Origin of the sequence: Vreelandella alkaliphila (genome assembly GCF_016107625.1) — a bacterium.
Classification (GTDB): domain Bacteria; phylum Pseudomonadota; class Gammaproteobacteria; order Pseudomonadales; family Halomonadaceae; genus Vreelandella; species Vreelandella alkaliphila.
The window spans coordinates 101,835-118,412 of the sequence record NZ_JABASV010000009.1 but is presented as its reverse complement, the minus strand read 5'-3'; the positions used below and the strand labels follow the sequence as shown (position 1 = coordinate 118,412).

Below are 16,578 nucleotides of genomic sequence, written 5' to 3'. Positions count from 1 at the left end.
TACCTCGCTTTAGTGCCATGGTTCACCGTAGCAAACCCGTACGTTCATCAAACGAATGTGAGCCACTGCCTATTTTTCGATCGCAAAAGCGGGCATTGGTAGACAGCGGCTAACTGTATTACTAACTAAACATCACGTCGCGTTGAGCCAACATTAAGCAGTGACTCACTGGCCACCATTCTCAGATGTTGGCGTAAAAGGCTGTGGAACTAGCTCTTCCTGAGCGCGGAAATCTGGCAACGAAATATCGCGAAGCGAGTCAGGTGCTTGTGGCAGCTCCCGCTCCCATTGATCTAACTGGCTTACCGCCCAATCGCGCAGCTCAATAAACGTCGGCCGTAGCTCAGCTTCTTGCCAAGCCTGTAGCTCAGCTAAGGGCGTTAGTGTAATAAGGACGGTTGCCACCAATAAAATGACAGCGCCACGAGCAAGCCCAAAGGCAGCTCCCGCAAAGCGGTTAAGCAACCCCATACCGACCCACTCTACCGCCGCATGAACGAGGCGGATCACAATCCCACAAAGTAAAATGACTGCAAAAATCACTAAAATAAATGCCAACACTAAGCGCGCATCGAAACTGTCGATGAACCCGCTCATTAGATCCGCCACCGGCTCTGCCAAGACCCGCGCTACCAACAAGGCGACTACCCATGCGGCCAGCCCAAGAGCTTCCCTGACAAATCCGCGCGTAAAGCCGGCCAACATGGAAAGTGCCAGCACCGCCAGGAAAAGCGCGTCTATCCAAGTAAGTGCCATAAGTTAATTTCTCACTCGCACTAACAAGCCCTGTACATTGGCACGCTGCTTAATAATCGCCATCGCAGACTCACCATCTTCAGACGTCGCATATGGCCCAACATAAACAGAGGTGAGGTTATTATCACGCTCGCGTAGATAGGCGCTAAACCCCGCCTGAGTAAGCTGATCACTTAGCCGCTGCGCGTTATCCGCATTACCAAAGCTTCCCACTTGAACGGCCCACTCGCCTTGGGAAGAAGATGTTGGACCAGCAGCATTCGATGATGTGCTAGAAGAGCTGGCAGAAGAACTTGTAGACGCGTTATCACGGTTATTTGCAGCCATTAACTCAGCAATTGGATCATTTGCTCCAGCACTCTGCGCGTTAGAGCTACTGGCTTGACCGGTTTGAGGCTGCCTTGGATTGGCATCAATTGGCACACTATTGACCGCGCTATCTACAGAACGACCTTCACTTGAGGACGTGTTGATGGATGACGGCATTTGCGGAGCCGGAACATCTTGCTGTGTTGCCTCTACAGGCCGTTCAATAACAAACGTAGGCTGAGGGCGCTCTTCTCGGGGAGCAGGATCACTCATCAACCACGGCACGAAAATCGCCAGCAACGCGAGTAAAATGACAATACCACTGATGCGTTCCGTTTTACCGTATTTCATATCCCTCTCCATCAAGCTTAGCGAGCACAACGGTTAGGCCGATTAAGCTTGCGGCAGTGTTATTTCCAACAAGGCCGCAACTGTAAAAAACGAGCCGGTAACTAACACCCGGTCGGAGGGTGCCAACTGCTCAGCCATTATCTGTACTCCGGCCTCTGGGGAACTGGCGCAAAGATGCACACGTCCACCCAAAGATGTGATACGCCCCGCCAGCTCGGCAGCTGACCGACCACGCTCGCCCTCCAACGCCACGCATACCCAGTCAGTAATGCGGGGTAGCAAAGCACTAATAACACCATCAGCGTCTTTATCATTGAGCATGCCGATCAACGCCCACTGCCGACCACCCTCAGGCACCGATGGGAGTCGCCTAGCGACATAATCGGCTGCATGAGGATTATGCCCGACATCCAAGCACCACTGCCCTATCCACTGCATACGTCCTGGCACTTGCACCCCATGAAACGCACGGCGGCATGCGTCTGCATTCACCACTAATCCGCTAAGTGTCAATGCTTGGAGAGCCGTTGCTGCGTTATCAATTGGCAAACCGGGATCAGGAAGGCCTGCCAGAGAAATAACCTCTCCCTGGCAGTTCAGCCCACTCCAGCTCCATTCAGACAGGCTATCAGCAGCAGAGTCATCAGTAATTGAGTGGCTAAAAGCTTCACCAAGACAGTAAACAGGAGCGGCAATTGCATTGGCAGCCTCTGCTACACTGCTGGGAAGCAGTCGACTGCCCAATACAGCGGGTTTTGCAGCACGAAAGATGCCTGCTTTTTCTCGGCCAATTTGGGCAATATCAGACCCCAAAAAATTGGCATGATCCTGAGCAATAGTGGTAACAATAGCAACGTCTGCATCAATGATATTGACAGCATCTAATCGCCCACCCAGACCAACTTCGAGCAGCGCTAAGTCGAGGTTTTCCTGTGCTAGGCACCAGAGGGCGCACAGCGTTCCCGCCTCAAAATAGGTTAAGCTAATTTCAGGCGTTTGTAGCCTAGCTTCCTCTACGCGAGAGAAACCAGTCATTAGCCGCTGGTCGTCAGCATGGTCACCATTGATCGTGACACGCTCGTTATAGCGTACTAGATGGGGCGAAGTATAAGTCCCCACCCGCAAACCGTGCGTGCGTGCGACAGCATCCATCATGGCAAGGGTTGACCCCTTGCCATTCGTACCTGCCACCGTAATCACCTGTGGTGCAATCGGGCTGTTTAGTAACCCCATGCGCTTGGCAACTTCTGCTACGCGCTCAAGCCCCATATCAATCCCTACGGGGTGTAGGGTTTCAAGGTAGTGCAGCCATTCGGCTAAAGACCCTGGAGTTAAAGAGTCAGAAGCTAAAGATTCAGGGGCTATAGACTTAGGCATTGCGGGTCGAATCGTCGCTCTTAACGGTGCTGGCTTCGCTATGCGTTTCAGGCGTATCAACGTCTGTTGCATCTACAGCATCGGCTATTGGCGCTTCATCAACCAACGGCTCGTCAATCGATGCGTCGTCACTGACATCACCTTCGGTAGGTAGCGCGATATTATGAGTCAGCTTACGCAGCACACCACCAACACGAGCACGCATTTCATGACGATGCACAATCATATCTACGGTGCCGTGTTCCAGCAGAAATTCACTGCGCTGAAAACCTTCCGGCAGCGTTTCACGGACGGTTTGTTCAATAACGCGCGGGCCAGCAAAACCAATCAAGGCATTGGGCTCGGCGATATTTAGATCGCCCAGCATCGCTAGCGATGCGGATACCCCGCCAAACACTGGATCTGTCAGAACAGAAATGTAAGGCACACCCGACTGCTTAAGCTTTTCAAGCGCTGCCGAGGTTTTGGCCATCTGCATGAGTGAAAACAGTGCTTCTTGCATCCGTGCCCCACCAGAAGCGGCAAAGCAGATCAGCGGAAGTCGCTCTTCAAGTGCAATGGTTGCCGCGCGGACAAACTTCTCGCCCACAACCGCCCCCATTGAGCCACCCATAAAGGTAAATTCAAAAGCAACAGCCACAACCGGGAGCCCGTCTAGCTCGCCACGCATAGCGACCAGCGCATCTTTTTCACCGGTCTCTTTTTGGGCAGCCGTTAAGCGGTCTTTGTATTTTTTAGAGTCGCGAAATTTCAAGCGATCATTAGGCTCAATCTCAGCCGCGATCTCTTGTCGCCCCTCTTTATCCAAAAACCAGTCCAAACGTTTACGCGCGGTCAACCGTAAATGGTGGTCGCACTTGGGACAGACGCTGTGGTGCTTCTCAAGCTCAGGGAGATAGAGAACCGCTTCGCACTTGGGACATTTACGCCAGAGGCCATCGGGCACGCTGGCGCGACGGTCTTTACGCTGGATACGCCCCATGGAGGGCACAATCTTGTCTAACCAGCTCATATCAAAAAGTTTCCGTATACGTCATGCTTAGCAACGCCAAGCTTGATGAGTGTCGTCAATCAATTCAGTGTAGACGATGAGGGAATGCGCTTAGGCATCCATCGCGGTGCGCATTTCGCCCAACACGCTTTTAAGCTGACCAGCAATGGTTTCAGGTGCGTCAACGCTCTCTGCAATGCGGTTCACTAGCGCACTGCCAACAATCACACCATCAGCGACTTTCGCCACTTCAGCGGCAGTCACACCATCGCGGATACCGAAGCCAACACATAATGGCAAATCGGTCATTTCGCGCAAGGGCGCGAGATGCTCTGCCACATCGTCAGCATTGAGTGTAGCAGCACCGGTAACGCCCTTAAGCGAAACATAATAGAGATAGCCCTCACCGTGGGCGCATATTGTAGCGGCACGAGCATTGGAAGTGGTAGGCGCAACCAAGAAAATCGCTGCTAAATCGCGGGCTTTTAACAGCGGGCCGAACTCATCAGCCTCTTCAGGCGGCATATCTACCACGAGCACGCCATCAACGCCAACGCTTGCCGCTTTATCAGCAAACGTTTCATAGCCAATCCGCTCTATCGGATTGAGATACCCCATCAACACGATAGGCGTTTTAGCATCCACTTGGCGGAACTCAGCGACCATATCCAGCAGGTCAACCAAGCGAGTGCCCTGCTTAAGCGCGCGCTCACAGGCCTTTTGAATCACCGGGCCATCGGCCATTGGGTCTGAAAACGGCACGCCAAGCTCAATAATATCAGCCCCCGCCTCTACTAGGGCATGCATAAAGCCCACAGTGTACTGAGGCGCAGGGTCACCGGCGGTAATATAAGGAATCAGGGCCTTACGACCCTGCTCTTTTAATTCGGAAAAACGCTGGTCAATACGGTTCATGCTAGCCCTTAAAACTCAATGCCATCGATGTTCGCAACGGTCATGATATCTTTATCACCACGACCAGAAAGGTTGACCACGATATGCTGGTCAGGGCGCATGGTCGGTGCCAGCACCTTCGCATGAGCAAGCGCATGGGCCGATTCCAATGCTGGCATAATCCCTTCCATGTGCGTCAGTTCACGAAACGCTTCCAGCACTTCTTTATCGTTTGCGGCTACGTAGTTAACTCGCCCAACATCTTTCCATAGCGCGTGTTCAGGCCCAACCCCTGGGTAGTCGAGGCCAGCAGAAATCGAGTGCGTGTCAGACACTTGTCCCGCTTCGTCAGACATCAAGTAAGTTCGGTTGCCATGCAAAACACCACGCGGCGCATTAGTCGAAAGCGGCGCGGCATGTCGGCCTGTTTCGATACCATCGCCACCGGCTTCGACACCGTACATCGCCACCGCATCATCTTCGACGAAGGGATAGAATAGGCCCAAGGCGTTGGAACCACCGCCCACACAGGCAATTAGCGCATCTGGCAAACGCCCAATTTGCGCTAATGACTGTTGGCGCGCCTCACGCCCCACTACCGAGTTGAAATCACGCACCAACTGCGGATAAGGGTGCGGACCCGCCACGGTGCCGATAATGTAAAACGTGTTATCAACATTGGTGACCCAATCACGCAAGGCTTCATTCATTGCGTCTTTAAGCGTACGAGTGCCTGATTCGACCGGAATTACACGTGCACCCAACAGGCGCATACGATAAACGTTCAGCTTCTGGCGCTGAACGTCTGCCGCCCCCATATAAACGTCACATTCCAGGCCTAAGCGAGCTGCCACAGTCGCCGTAGCAACACCGTGCTGGCCTGCTCCGGTTTCAGCAATAACCCTGGGCTTGCCGGTTTTTTTGGCTAACAGCGCTTGGCCAATGGTGTTATTAACCTTGTGGGCACCTGTGTGGTTCAAGTCTTCACGCTTCAACCAAATTTGCGCGCCACCTAACGACTGTGACCAACGCTCTGCATGGTAAAGCGGCGAAGGACGCCCCACATAATGGGCAAGATCACGGTCAAACTCAGCCTGGAAATCGGGATCATCACGCAGACTCAGGTAGGTCTGCTCTAACTCTTCCAGGGCAAAGCTCAGGGTTTCCGACACAAACCGGCCGCCGTAGGGGCCAAAATGACCACGGGCATCCGGCATTCGGGTCAGGTCGCTGAACTTGGTTTCAGTCGCTGAGACAGTCACAGGCATACCTCACAAGATCGCCAGAACAGGCAAACAATAAATGAACTAACAATGAGGCGTAGTCACCCTGTCGGGTACGCTACGCAATGAGCTTAATGGGCGCAGGCTAACGCCACATTTTGAACAAAAGATGCCATTAACTCGGCATCTTTTATGCCATGAGATATTTCTATACCACCAGAGACATCAATAGCATAAGGCATTACTTGGTTAACCGCAGAAGCCACATTATCAGCCGTTAACCCACCAGCCAGGATAACAGGTTTTTCTAAGGTTGCGGGGATTCTAGACCAATCAAACGTCTCTCCCGTTCCCCCTGGGATACCAGGTCGATAGGCATCTAATAGCAGCGCCTGCGCAAGCGAGTAGTCAGCCGCCGCCTGATGCAGGTCGATATCATCACGCATGCGCAGTGCTTTAATCCAAGGCCGTCCAAACTGCTGACAGAACGAGGCAGGCTCTTCACCATGAAACTGAATTAAATCCAAGTAAGGTAAGCACTGCTCAATGAATTCAGCGGGCTGATTAACAAACAACCCCACACGCGTCACAAATGCAGGTACTTCCACTGCCAACTCTTCCAGCACAGCAGGCGTTATGCTGCGGGCGCTCTTAGGCCACATCACGAAGCCAAGCGCATCCACACCAAGCGATGCTGCCAGCGCGACGTCCTCATGGCGAGTTAAGCCACAGAATTTAATCCGTGTACGACCAGAACGCGCGTTCATAATGGGGTCTCCTGCTGCTCTGAAGGCGCTGACTCTTGGTTTAAAGGCGTCTGACTCTTAAACGTCAACTTGCGCCGTGCCGCAATGCGCGGATTATCAGGTAACTGACGTTCCCCGGTCCACTCACCGGTAAATGCGAGCAGGTTGGGGCCTAACGGCTCTTTGGGCAGATCAAATCGTTCGTCATAAAGTGAGTCTACGAAATGAAGGCCACAGGCTGGTGCAGTGACATCGCCTTTTCGGCGATTCTTCAGTGCCAGCAGGCGCGCAATGTGCCCTTCATCTTGTGAGCCGCGCCCTACGCTGACCAGCGCCCCCGCAATATTGCGAATCATGTGGTGCAAAAAAGCATTGCCCTGAATATCAATGACCACTATTGGCCCATAGCGTTTCACTTCTACAAAGTGCATTTGCCGCCAAGGCGTTTTGGACTGGCAGCCCGCCGCTCGAAAGCTGCTGAAGTCATGTTCGCCTACTAAAGCCTGTGCCGCCCGATGCATAGCATCGGCATCTAGCGGATCTCGACACCAAGTTACGTTGTGGCGTTCTAACACCGGACGGCTAATTTGATTCAACAAAATATAACGATAGCGACGCCCAAGTGCGCCCAGGCGGGAATGGAAGTCATCGGACACAGGTTTTACCCAGCGCACAGCGACGTCTCTAGGAAGGTTGGTGTTGCTGCCAAAAATCCAGGCTTTTTCAGAACGCTGAACAGGCGGGTCAAAATGGATGATCTGACGGGTGGCATGCACGCCAGAATCGGTTCGACCACTGGCATGAATACGCACTGGTGCGCTGGCCACTTTTTCCAGCGCATCTTCCACCGCTTGCTGAACTGAAGCTGCGTGCTTCAAACGCTGAAAGCCGCAAAAGCGCGTACCATCATATTCAATGCCCATCGCTAGGCGCCCCGTTAAGGGCTTTGTTTCGTCAAAATGGTAAAACAGCGTCATGAAGCCACGTCACATAGAAGATAGTTAGGATGTGCCATTATCCCGACGTCGTGGCTCAAATGCCACCTCTTCGATTTCCCAGCGTTCCTCGACGCTCTTCCGCCCATATTGGCTGCTCCCCATGACTGAAGGCGAAGACGTCTCCTGCCGTTCGGCCTCAACTATCGGTACTGGCTTACTGTTAGCCGGTACTGTATCGGCTGTTGATGAATCCCGCGCTGGTGGTTCTGTAGTAGATGAAGGCATAGTAGGTGAAAGCGCAGTAGGTGAAGACGTAGTAGGTGAAAACGTAGCAGTTGGCATCGTATCAGCGTTATAAACTGATGAAGTGGGCGGAACATCTTCCCACTGCCGTTCGCGACGTCTGCGAGACCATACTAGCGCTCCCAACAAAAGCGCTAACGCAGTACTAGCAAGCGGCCATTGATAGGCGGTAATGCGCTCAACAATCGTGTCTGACGCACTCTGCGAACGGTTCAGGTTAGGCATCTCGTTAGGTGTATGGCTGTTTGCCATCAGCGCGGCACTCCCCGCCAGCGCATCTGATATTTTTTGAGCTTGCTGAAGCTCGCGCTGAGACGCACTCAATGCTTGTGTTAGCGACACCACCTCTTGACGCAGCATGACTAGCTCATCACGCATTTCTTCGCGCTCGTCAAGCGCCGCTAGCAGCCTATCCTGGCTCTCCAACAGCTGTTCAGCGAGCATTTGCTCGATGGCGACAGTATCGGATGTTTGCGGGGATGGATTAGTGCCCTGGTCGACACTTTCCATGGTTGGCTCGCCTGCCTGCTCCACGCTCGAATCACTATGGCTTTCAGGTTTTTCTTGGGGCTCAACCTGACGGTCTACAGGCTGACGCATCGCTTGAATCGCCGGGGCAGCATTGCTGGACGTTCGTGAAGCAACCTGTTGACGGGTAGGGATATTGAGCGTCTGGCCCGCACGGAGTTCATCTACATTGCCAGTGGGAAACGCAGCGGGATTAGCTGCTAAGAGCGCCGTCATCATTTGTTGAATGGTTACATCGGCTGGCTTCACCCTTGCGGCAACGCTCCAAAGAGTATCGCCACTGGCTACGTAGACAATATCGCGTGCGACCGATGCCATAGAAGCGGCTGCGCTGCTGGTCGCTTCGGCCGAGCCAATGGCGTCAACAGGGCTACCTAACGCGTATTCAGGTGGATCAAACAACAGCGTTAAAGTGCGCGTCTGCCGCCCTTCTGGCGAAGAAATCGTTAACAGTAGATCCAACCATGGCTCATGAACTGCCTGGGAAGAGCGCAGCAAAAGTCGATGCCCAGCTGGCTGCTCTTGAACCTGAACACTGATACTTGCCGTAAGGGGTGTCCACTCCAACCCCAGCGCTCTAAACGCCGATTCGTTTGCCAGGTCGACACGTAAATCACTCAGCGCGAAATGCTCGCTTTCCTGAAGCGGCACAGTGGCCTCAAGCGGCGCATCTAACGGCGAACTTACCGTTGCCTGGCCCAACCCAAGCGCCACTGCCAGCGGGCTAATAGCGCTCAGCGATAGCCCCAACATCCCTGTTAACTGTTTTCTCATAAAGGCCTCTGCTGCCTTTTATTTGGTTGCGGCCAAGCCACACTTTCTTACATTTACTTAGCAAAATCACACTCTGCATCCTTTTTACCACACCCAGAGAATAAAAAAACGGGAAGCTGCGAACAGCTTCCCGTTTTTATCAACGCCTTTATTTAAGCGTGGCGTGCTCTACTGCTCGCGTAAGATCTTCAGCATACGCTTGAGCGGCTCGGCAGCACCCCATAACAACTGGTCACCAACACTGAAGGCTGACAAGTATTCGCCGCCCATATTCAGCTTGCGAAGACGACCGACCGGTACTTGCAGCGTGCCAGTCGCAGCAGCGGGCGTTAGGCCAGCAACTGTAGCGTCTTTGTCGTTCGGGATCAGCTGAACCCACTCATTATGCTTAGCAATACGATCTTCGATCTCATCAAGCGGCACATCCTGCTTCAGCTTAATAGTGAACGCTTGGCTGTGAGAACGCATTGCACCGATGCGCACACAAAGGCCATCGATGGGGATCGGGTTGTTTTGCAAACCTAAGATCTTGTTAGTCTCAACGCTGCCCTTCCACTCTTCACGGCTTTGGCCGTTATCAAGCTTGGTATCGATCCATGGCAGCAAGCTACCCGCTAGCGGTGCACCGAAATTATCCGTGGGAAAGTCACCACTGCGCATCGCAGCAGTCACTTTACGGTCGATATCCAGAATCGCGCTAGAGGTATCTTTAAGCTCTTCGCCTACGCTGTCGCGCAGTTGACCCATCTGGTTCAACAGCTCGCGCATGTGCTTAGCGCCTGAACCGGAAGCTGCTTGGTACGTCATGGAAGTCATCCACTCGACCATGTCTGCTTCGAACAAGCCACCCAAGCCCATCAGCATCAGGCTCACGGTGCAGTTGCCGCCGACAAAGGTTTTAGCACCCTTCGCTAACTGGTTATCGATCACCTTACGATTGACCGGATCCAGAATAATGGTCGCTTCGTCTTCCATACGCAGGGTGCTGGCCGCATCAATCCAGTAGCCTTTCCAGCCCGCCTCACGTAAGTCTTTATAAACCGGCTTGGTATAGTCGCCACCTTGACAGGTCACCACCACGTCCAGTGCTTTTAACGCATCAATATCAAACGCATCTTTCAGTGGAGGCACGTCCACGCCGATATCGGGGCCAGGCTGACCAACTTGGGAGGTGGTGAAAAATACCGGTTCAATACCGTTAAAATCACCATCTTCCTGCATGCGCTGCATCAGCACTGAGCCAACCATGCCACGCCATCCCACGAAACCGACTTTCAACATGTGAAGTCCTCCAACTAAGAATGAGAGCGATATTATACACAAATATTAGACACAACGTCGGCCACCCCTAGGGTGGCCGACTGTTAATACCTTTCAGCGTCAATTAGTTAGCACGCTTTATACATAATTTAATTTTTTGCGAAGGCCGCCAATACTGCATCACCCATCTCATCGGTAGAGACACGGCGCGTTCCTTTAGAGGCGATGTCAGCAGTACGCAAGCCATCATCCAACACACTGCCAACAGCGGCTTCAATGCGCTCAGCCATGGCGGTTTCATTCAATGAATAGCGCAACATCATCGCGACCGATAGCATCATCGCTAACGGGTTAGCAATATTCTGCCCAGCGATATCTGGCGCGCTACCGTGGCAAGGCTCGTACATGCCCTGCCCACTCTCGTTTAGCGATGCTGAAGGCAACATGCCAATAGAGCCGGTAAGCATGGCAGCGGCATCGGAAAGAATATCGCCAAACATATTGCCCGTCACTACCACATCAAACTGTTTCGGCGCGCGCACCAGCTGCATGGCGGCGTTATCCACGTACATATGGGAAAGCTCAACATCCGGGTACTCTGGTGCCAAACGCTCCATCACTTCACGCCACAGAATAGTGACTTCCAACACGTTGGCTTTATCTACCGAGCAGAGTTTTTTGCCGCGCTTCTGAGCCATTTCAAAGGCGACGCGACCAATACGCTCAATTTCGCTTTCAGAGTAGATGTAGGTGTTAAAACCCACCCGCTCGCCGTTGCGCTCTTCAATGCCACGTGGCTGGCCGAAATAAATGCCACCGGTAAGCTCACGGACAATCATAATATCCAGCCCAGCCACTAACTCCGGCTTCAAGCTAGAAGCGCTAGCCAACTGCGGATAAAGCATGGCCGGACGCAGGTTGCCGAACAAACCCAAGTTTTTACGCAGACCTAACAGGCCTTTTTCAGGACGCTTGGAAAGGTCTTCGAGTGTATCCCATTTGGGGCCACCAACAGCGCCCAGCAAAATAGCACTGGCTGCCTTGGCTTTTTCAAGAGTTTCAGCAGGCAGTGGCTCACCGTGAACATCGTAAGCAGAGCCACCGACAAGGCTTTCTTCGACGTCGATATCCAAACCAGCTTCCTGGCAGGCCTTCAGCAAGCGAGCCGCCTGGGCCGCAATTTCAGGGCCAATACCGTCACCCGGCAGCAGTAATACCTTATGAGTCATGCAATTTCCTTAGCATTTCAAACGTTGAAGGTGAATGAACACTTACGCAGGCTGACGGAATAACCACGGGCGCTGCTGGCGATGTTTTTCTTCAAACGCGCGAATAGCGTCTTCGTCCTGCAGGGTAATACCAATATCGTCCAGACCGTTCAGCAGGCAGTGCTTCCGGAACGCATCCACCTCAAATTCGAGAATTTCGCCACTGGGCGTAATGACCCGCTGATTTTCTAAATCTACGTCTAATTGATAGCCTTCACTGCCTGCCACTTCCGTAAACAGGCGGTCAACAACATCTTCTTCTAGCGTAATCAGCAGAATGCCGTTTTTGAAAGCATTGTTGTAGAAAATATCGGCAAAGCTTGGCGCAATCACCGCCTTGAAACCAAAATCTTCGAGCGCCCACGGGGCGTGCTCGCGTGAACTACCACAGCCAAAGTTGCGGCGCGCCAGCAATACTTCAGCACCTTGGTACCGCGGTTGGTTCAACACAAAATCTGGGTTAAGCGGGCGCTGCGAACAGTCTTGTCCTGGCTGGCCTTCATCCAGGTAGCGCAGTTCATCAAACAGGTTCACGCCAAAGCCTGTGCGCTTAATCGACTTCAAAAACTGCTTCGGAATAATCAGGTCGGTATCGACATTAGCACGGTCAAGCGGCGCTACGATTCCTTCTAAACGTTCAAACTTTTTCATGGCTTAGGCCTCCTGCGCGTGGCTAGTGTCGTTGGCGGGTAAGGTACGTACATCAACAAAGTGACCAGCAATCGCTGCCGCCGCGGCCATCGCAGGGCTCACCAGATGTGTACGACCACCGTAACCCTGACGACCTTCAAAATTGCGGTTAGACGTTGATGCACAGTGTTCACCAGCGCCCAACTTGTCGGCATTCATTGCCAAGCACATTGAGCAACCCGGCTCACGCCACTCAAAGCCAGCTTCAATAAAGATTTTATCCAAGCCTTCTGCTTCTGCCTGGCGTTTCACCAAACCAGAACCCGGCACCACCATAGCCAGCTTAATAGAGCCAGCAACTTTATTACCTTTCGCCACCTTGGCCGCTTCGCGTAAATCTTCAATACGCGAGTTAGTACAGGAGCCGATAAATACTTTATCGAGCTTGATATCGGTAATTTTCTGGTTTGCCTGCAAGCCCATATATTCGAGGGCACGCGCGTGGCTGCGCTGCACGGTGTCATCCAACGCGGCTTGGGGGTCTGGCACTTGGCCGGAAATACCGGTGACCATTTCCGGGCTAGTCCCCCAACTGACCTGAGGCTCGATCTCTTCAGCTCGCAGAGTAACTACTTTATCGAACTGCGCATCGGCATCGGAAACCAGGTTACGCCAATCGGCTACGGCGGCTTCCCACTGCTGGGCAGTGGGCGCAAAGGGACGCTCGGCCAGATAATCAATCGTCGTGTCATCGACGGCAATCAGGCCCACACGGGCACCCGCTTCAATGGCCATGTTGCATACGGTCATGCGACCTTCCATAGAGAGCGACTCAATCGCACTACCTGCAAACTCAATGGCATAGCCCGTACCACCAGCGGTGCCAATTTTGCCAATAATCGCCAACACCACGTCTTTAGCGGTCACGCCCAGGCCAAGCTCGCCTTCCACGCGCACTTGCATGTTCTTCATTTTTTGCGCCAGCAAGCACTGGGTCGCCATAACGTGTTCAACTTCTGAGGTGCCAATACCATGGGCCAAGGCACCAAACGCGCCGTGGGTAGCGGTGTGGGAATCGCCACACACCACGGTCATACCGGGCAACGTTGCGCCCTGCTCTGGGCCTACCACGTGCACGATACCCTGGCGCGGGTCGTTGATTTTGAACTCTTCAATGCCGTACTCAAGGCAGTTATCGTCCAAGGTTTGTACTTGGATTAACGACACGGGGTCTTTAATACCGCTATTGCCTTCAGCGCGCTCTTTTACCGTCGTAGGAACGTTGTGGTCAGGCGTTGCCAAGTTAGCATCTAAACGCCAGGGCTTGCGATTAGCCAGGCGCAGTCCTTCAAACGCCTGGGGAGAGGTGACTTCGTGAAGCAACTGGCGGTCGATATAGATCAACGCCGTGCCGTCGTCACGTTGTTTCACCAAATGTTGATTCCAGAGTTTGTCGTAAAGCGTTTGACCTGACATGTTGCTCTCCTGGGCATTGCCCTGCTAGTTCGGTATGGCAGCCTCTACGTGCTGCTTATGTGGCTATACAGGCAGTGTCACGCGAGTCGCGCATAAAAGCAATTCATGTTATTCATAGATTAGATTCCAAACTGGAATACTTATTCGATAGCACCTATTAAGTACCTAGTGATAAATACCTGTTCAGGGAGTCGCAAGTGGATACTCAAAGCCTGCAAGCATTTCTGGCCGTTGCCGAAACCCAGAGCTTTTCCCGCGCGGCGGAACAGCTGTATCTAACGCAGCCTGCAGTAAGCAAACGCATCGCTACTCTGGAAGACCAACTTGGCACCCGGTTATTTGACCGCATCGGGCGGCGCATTGCGCTGACCGAAGCGGGCAATGTATTACTTCCCAAAGCACAGCACATACTGTTTACCGTGGAAGACAGCCGCCGAGCACTCGCCAATCTTTCCGGCCAAGTAGGCGGTAAGCTAATGCTAGCCACCAGTCACCACATCGGCCTACACCGACTGCCACCGCTTTTAAAGCAATACACTCATCGCCACCCGGAAGTGGCGTTAGACCTGCACTTTCTGGACTCAGAGCTAGCCTACCAAGGCGTGGTCGACGGCACGCTTGAGATGGCGATAGTCACTCTCGCCCCCCACCCCGTTGAACAGCTTCACGTGGTAGAGTTATGGCGCGATCGGCTGTGTTTTGTCTGCGCCACCGACCACCCACTGGCGCAGCGTACCCGCCACACCAGCAGCCCGCTCAGCTTGACTGAATTATGTGAATTCAATTGCGTGCTGCCAGGTGCCAAAACCTTTACGCGTACCTTGATTGGCCAACGTTTTGCCGAAGTGGGCCTACAGCTTCCCGTTAGCATGGCGACAAACTATCTAGAAACGCTGAAAATGATGTGTAGCGTGGGCCTGGGCTGGAGCCTGCTACCTGAAAACATGATCGATAGCGAACTCATCGAGCTCAATGTAGACACCGCTCCCATCCAGCGCCCGTTGGGCTATCTCGTCCACACCAGTCGTACGCTTTCTAATGCCGCTAAAAAAATGATTGAAGAACTGGAAAGCACCCGCCACGCCACTCTCAACATTTAGCCGCACGCACCAGTGTTGCGGGAAAGCGATATGCGAGCCTACTAGGCACCTGTGAGGCGATGCCTGGACAACTACAAAGCGCCACTCGTATCAATGGCATCTCTGATCACACTTCCCAGTTCAGCTATCGCGGTATTTCGTTCTTCAAAGGATGCGTCAGTTTCGGTGATATAAAACGCCACGATGGTAGGCTCGCGCTCGGGCGGCCATATAACAGCGGTAATCGATCTTGAACCAAAACCACCGGCTCCCGTCCGATCTCCAATCACCCACTCATCAGGCATTTGTGACCTAAACAAGCCATCAGCCACTTCATTATTGACCAACCATTCACGCAGTTGGTTTTTAGACTGAGATGATAGCGCGTTTCCCACTACCAGCTTCTCAAGGTTACTCACCATTGCATTGGGCGTGGAGGTATCACGCTCATCATGTGGAGCAGCCTCGTTTAACTCTGTCTCCCAACGGTCCAAGCGCGTGACACTATCCCCCAACTCTCTAACAAACTCCGTCACGGCCTGTGGTCCACCAATCGCCTGTAAAATTAGGTTAGCCGCCGTATTATCGCTAGTTGTCATCGTCGCTTCACAGAGCTCAAAAAGCGATATCTCCCGATTATCCGCATACGCTTCAGTAACGGGTGAATAAGTGACAATGTCAGAAGCAGATACCTTCACTCGTCTTTCGAGTTGCTCATTTCCTTCATCTACACGCTGCAGCAGCGCTGCACATGCTAAGGTTTTAAAGGTGCTGGACATGGCGAACAGCTGGTCTGCGTTGTATTCCCAACGCTGCCCAGTTTCCAAGTCATAGGCTGCAAAACCAACGCGTGCATCCAACTGTCTCTCTATACGATCAACCTCTGTAAGCAAATTATCATCCTGAGCCATCAACACAGAAGGAACCGCTATTAAGCAAATCGATATAACCCAGCGCGAAACTCGTTGTTTGCAATCCACTTTCATCATCCTTTTAAAATCATAAAATCTATAACGAGAGGTAAATTGATCACTTCGCCTATCTATATGGCCTATAGAGAGCTCTCTAAGGCCTCCAGGATAAAACCCGCTTTGGCAGCCGTATAGGCTTCTCTATCTGACTTAAATTCTGCCGCCCATAACCGCTTATTCTTCTCATACCGTTGGGCTAGCTCAGCATTGGCACGCAGTATGTTTCGAAATGCCAAGCGCTGATCCCACTCACGGCTACCGTAGACCATGAGGTGTAAGTGATGCGTCCTACGCCCTTCGGCCCACCGCATCAACCAACGCCGACCAACTAGCGAAGCGTTGAACGCCATTGATGTTGCATAGCCTGCGCGGCACAACGGTTCCATTAATTTGTCGGCACGTGACATCGAGTCCATTCCAGCCAAGATATCGATAACTGGCTTGGCAGAAAGCCCCGGTACGGCTGTACTCCCAACGTGTTCGATCGCCAAAAAATCATCTGGAAACAAATCAAAGAGACGCTCTCGCTCCTCCTCGAACATTCGTTGCCAGTTAGCATCAGATGGGAAGATTACCACTTCCTCATTAATCGCCCTGTTAAGGGACTCTGCTTCATCCATCGTCGCTATCCCTTGCTCTATCAACCTGATCAAAAATCACCATGGCCATGCACTCCCGTCCGGTCACTGTGGCGATGTTATTAC

At 52.7% G+C, this 16,578-nt stretch carries 16 protein-coding genes; 1 reads left to right on the top strand and 15 read right to left on the bottom strand.

Annotated elements, in window-relative coordinates:
- Positions 1 to 165: 165 nt before the first annotated feature.
- The 13 genes from JFC11_RS14355 to leuC all read right to left on the bottom strand — a co-directional run bounded on the left by JFC11_RS14355 (position 166) and on the right by leuC (position 13,824).
- Positions 166 to 756 (bottom strand): CvpA family protein, encoded by a 591-nt coding sequence (locus JFC11_RS14355; protein ID WP_038483719.1) that lies wholly within the window; start codon positions 754 to 756, stop codon positions 166 to 168.
- Between the two features lie 3 nt (positions 757 to 759).
- On the bottom strand, positions 760 to 1,416 hold the full coding sequence (locus tag JFC11_RS14350; protein ID WP_038483717.1) for an SPOR domain-containing protein: 657 nt from the start codon (positions 1,414 to 1,416) through the stop codon (positions 760 to 762).
- Between the two features lie 42 nt (positions 1,417 to 1,458).
- Complete coding sequence (folC, locus tag JFC11_RS14345; RefSeq protein WP_051626458.1) at positions 1,459 to 2,793, bottom strand: bifunctional tetrahydrofolate synthase/dihydrofolate synthase; 1,335 nt, start codon at positions 2,791 to 2,793, stop codon at positions 1,459 to 1,461.
- Positions 2,786 to 3,805 carry an acetyl-CoA carboxylase, carboxyltransferase subunit beta gene (gene accD / locus JFC11_RS14340; RefSeq protein WP_038483715.1) on the bottom strand — a complete coding sequence of 340 codons (1,020 nt, stop codon included), beginning with the start codon at positions 3,803 to 3,805 and terminating at the stop codon, positions 2,786 to 2,788. The genes folC and accD overlap by 8 nt, the downstream gene beginning before the upstream one ends.
- 90 nt (positions 3,806 to 3,895) lie before the next feature.
- Complete coding sequence (gene trpA / locus JFC11_RS14335; RefSeq protein ID WP_009723460.1) at positions 3,896 to 4,699, bottom strand: tryptophan synthase subunit alpha; 804 nt, start codon at positions 4,697 to 4,699, stop codon at positions 3,896 to 3,898.
- A gap of 8 nt (positions 4,700 to 4,707) precedes the next feature.
- Entirely contained in the window at positions 4,708 to 5,946 is a 1,239-nt protein-coding gene (gene trpB, locus JFC11_RS14330; protein ID WP_038483713.1) for a tryptophan synthase subunit beta, read from the bottom strand.
- Between the two features lie 86 nt (positions 5,947 to 6,032).
- On the bottom strand, positions 6,033 to 6,668 hold the full coding sequence (locus tag JFC11_RS14325) for a phosphoribosylanthranilate isomerase (protein ID WP_038483711.1): 636 nt from the start codon (positions 6,666 to 6,668) through the stop codon (positions 6,033 to 6,035).
- Positions 6,665 to 7,624 (bottom strand): tRNA pseudouridine(38-40) synthase TruA, encoded by a 960-nt coding sequence (truA, locus tag JFC11_RS14320; RefSeq protein WP_038483709.1) that lies wholly within the window; start codon positions 7,622 to 7,624, stop codon positions 6,665 to 6,667. The genes JFC11_RS14325 and truA overlap by 4 nt, the downstream gene beginning before the upstream one ends.
- 24 nt (positions 7,625 to 7,648) lie before the next feature.
- Positions 7,649 to 9,190, bottom strand: a complete 1,542-nt coding sequence (locus JFC11_RS14315; protein ID WP_198349824.1) for a type IV pilus assembly protein FimV — start codon at positions 9,188 to 9,190, stop codon at positions 7,649 to 7,651.
- 168 nt (positions 9,191 to 9,358) lie between these two features.
- On the bottom strand, positions 9,359 to 10,471 hold the full coding sequence (gene asd, locus JFC11_RS14310) for an aspartate-semialdehyde dehydrogenase (protein WP_089038162.1): 1,113 nt from the start codon (positions 10,469 to 10,471) through the stop codon (positions 9,359 to 9,361).
- A 128-nt stretch (positions 10,472 to 10,599) separates the two neighbouring features.
- Positions 10,600 to 11,679, bottom strand: a complete 1,080-nt coding sequence (leuB, locus tag JFC11_RS14305; RefSeq protein WP_198349823.1) for a 3-isopropylmalate dehydrogenase — start codon at positions 11,677 to 11,679, stop codon at positions 10,600 to 10,602.
- Positions 11,680 to 11,721: 42 nt separating this feature from the next.
- The gene (gene leuD / locus JFC11_RS14300; RefSeq protein WP_038483703.1) at positions 11,722 to 12,369 is read right to left on the bottom strand and encodes a 3-isopropylmalate dehydratase small subunit; all 648 of its coding nucleotides are present in this window, start codon (positions 12,367 to 12,369) and stop codon (positions 11,722 to 11,724) included.
- A gap of 3 nt (positions 12,370 to 12,372) precedes the next feature.
- Positions 12,373 to 13,824, bottom strand: a complete 1,452-nt coding sequence (leuC, locus tag JFC11_RS14295) for a 3-isopropylmalate dehydratase large subunit (RefSeq protein ID WP_120387048.1) — start codon at positions 13,822 to 13,824, stop codon at positions 12,373 to 12,375.
- Positions 13,825 to 14,021: 197 nt separating this feature from the next.
- Between leuC and JFC11_RS14290 the strand changes: the two genes are divergently transcribed.
- Entirely contained in the window at positions 14,022 to 14,924 is a 903-nt protein-coding gene (locus JFC11_RS14290) for a LysR family transcriptional regulator (protein ID WP_198349822.1), read from the top strand.
- A 71-nt stretch (positions 14,925 to 14,995) separates the two neighbouring features.
- Here the strand turns inward: JFC11_RS14290 and bla are convergent, their stop codons facing one another.
- Positions 14,996 to 15,889, bottom strand: coding sequence for a class A beta-lactamase (gene bla / locus JFC11_RS14285; protein ID WP_198349849.1), 894 nt, complete (start codon positions 15,887 to 15,889; stop codon positions 14,996 to 14,998).
- A gap of 65 nt (positions 15,890 to 15,954) precedes the next feature.
- On the bottom strand, positions 15,955 to 16,494 hold the full coding sequence (locus tag JFC11_RS14280; RefSeq protein ID WP_198349821.1) for a GrpB family protein: 540 nt from the start codon (positions 16,492 to 16,494) through the stop codon (positions 15,955 to 15,957).
- Between the last annotated feature and the right edge of the window lie 84 nt (positions 16,495 to 16,578).

Bases quoted from the DNA above. Each gene is read 5' to 3' on its own strand.
- JFC11_RS14350 (WP_038483717.1), bottom strand. From the start codon at position 1,416: ATGAAATACGGTAAAACGGAACGCATCAGTGGTATTGTCATTTTACTC.
- bla (WP_198349849.1), bottom strand. From the start codon at position 15,889: ATGAAAGTGGATTGCAAACAACGAGTTTCGCGCTGGGTTATATCGATT.
- trpA (WP_009723460.1), bottom strand. From the start codon at position 4,699: ATGAACCGTATTGACCAGCGTTTTTCCGAATTAAAAGAGCAGGGTCGT.
- truA (WP_038483709.1), bottom strand. From the start codon at position 7,624: ATGACGCTGTTTTACCATTTTGACGAAACAAAGCCCTTAACGGGGCGC.
- JFC11_RS14325 (WP_038483711.1), bottom strand. From the start codon at position 6,668: ATGAACGCGCGTTCTGGTCGTACACGGATTAAATTCTGTGGCTTAACT.
- leuC (WP_120387048.1), bottom strand. From the start codon at position 13,824: ATGTCAGGTCAAACGCTTTACGACAAACTCTGGAATCAACATTTGGTG.
- folC (WP_051626458.1), bottom strand. From the start codon at position 2,793: ATGCCTAAGTCTATAGCCCCTGAATCTTTAGCTTCTGACTCTTTAACT.
- asd (WP_089038162.1), bottom strand. From the start codon at position 10,471: ATGTTGAAAGTCGGTTTCGTGGGATGGCGTGGCATGGTTGGCTCAGTG.
- JFC11_RS14280 (WP_198349821.1), bottom strand. From the start codon at position 16,494: ATGGATGAAGCAGAGTCCCTTAACAGGGCGATTAATGAGGAAGTGGTA.
- accD (WP_038483715.1), bottom strand. From the start codon at position 3,805: ATGAGCTGGTTAGACAAGATTGTGCCCTCCATGGGGCGTATCCAGCGT.
- leuB (WP_198349823.1), bottom strand. From the start codon at position 11,679: ATGACTCATAAGGTATTACTGCTGCCGGGTGACGGTATTGGCCCTGAA.
- JFC11_RS14355 (WP_038483719.1), bottom strand. From the start codon at position 756: ATGGCACTTACTTGGATAGACGCGCTTTTCCTGGCGGTGCTGGCACTT.
- JFC11_RS14315 (WP_198349824.1), bottom strand. From the start codon at position 9,190: ATGAGAAAACAGTTAACAGGGATGTTGGGGCTATCGCTGAGCGCTATT.
- trpB (WP_038483713.1), bottom strand. From the start codon at position 5,946: ATGCCTGTGACTGTCTCAGCGACTGAAACCAAGTTCAGCGACCTGACC.
- leuD (WP_038483703.1), bottom strand. From the start codon at position 12,369: ATGAAAAAGTTTGAACGTTTAGAAGGAATCGTAGCGCCGCTTGACCGT.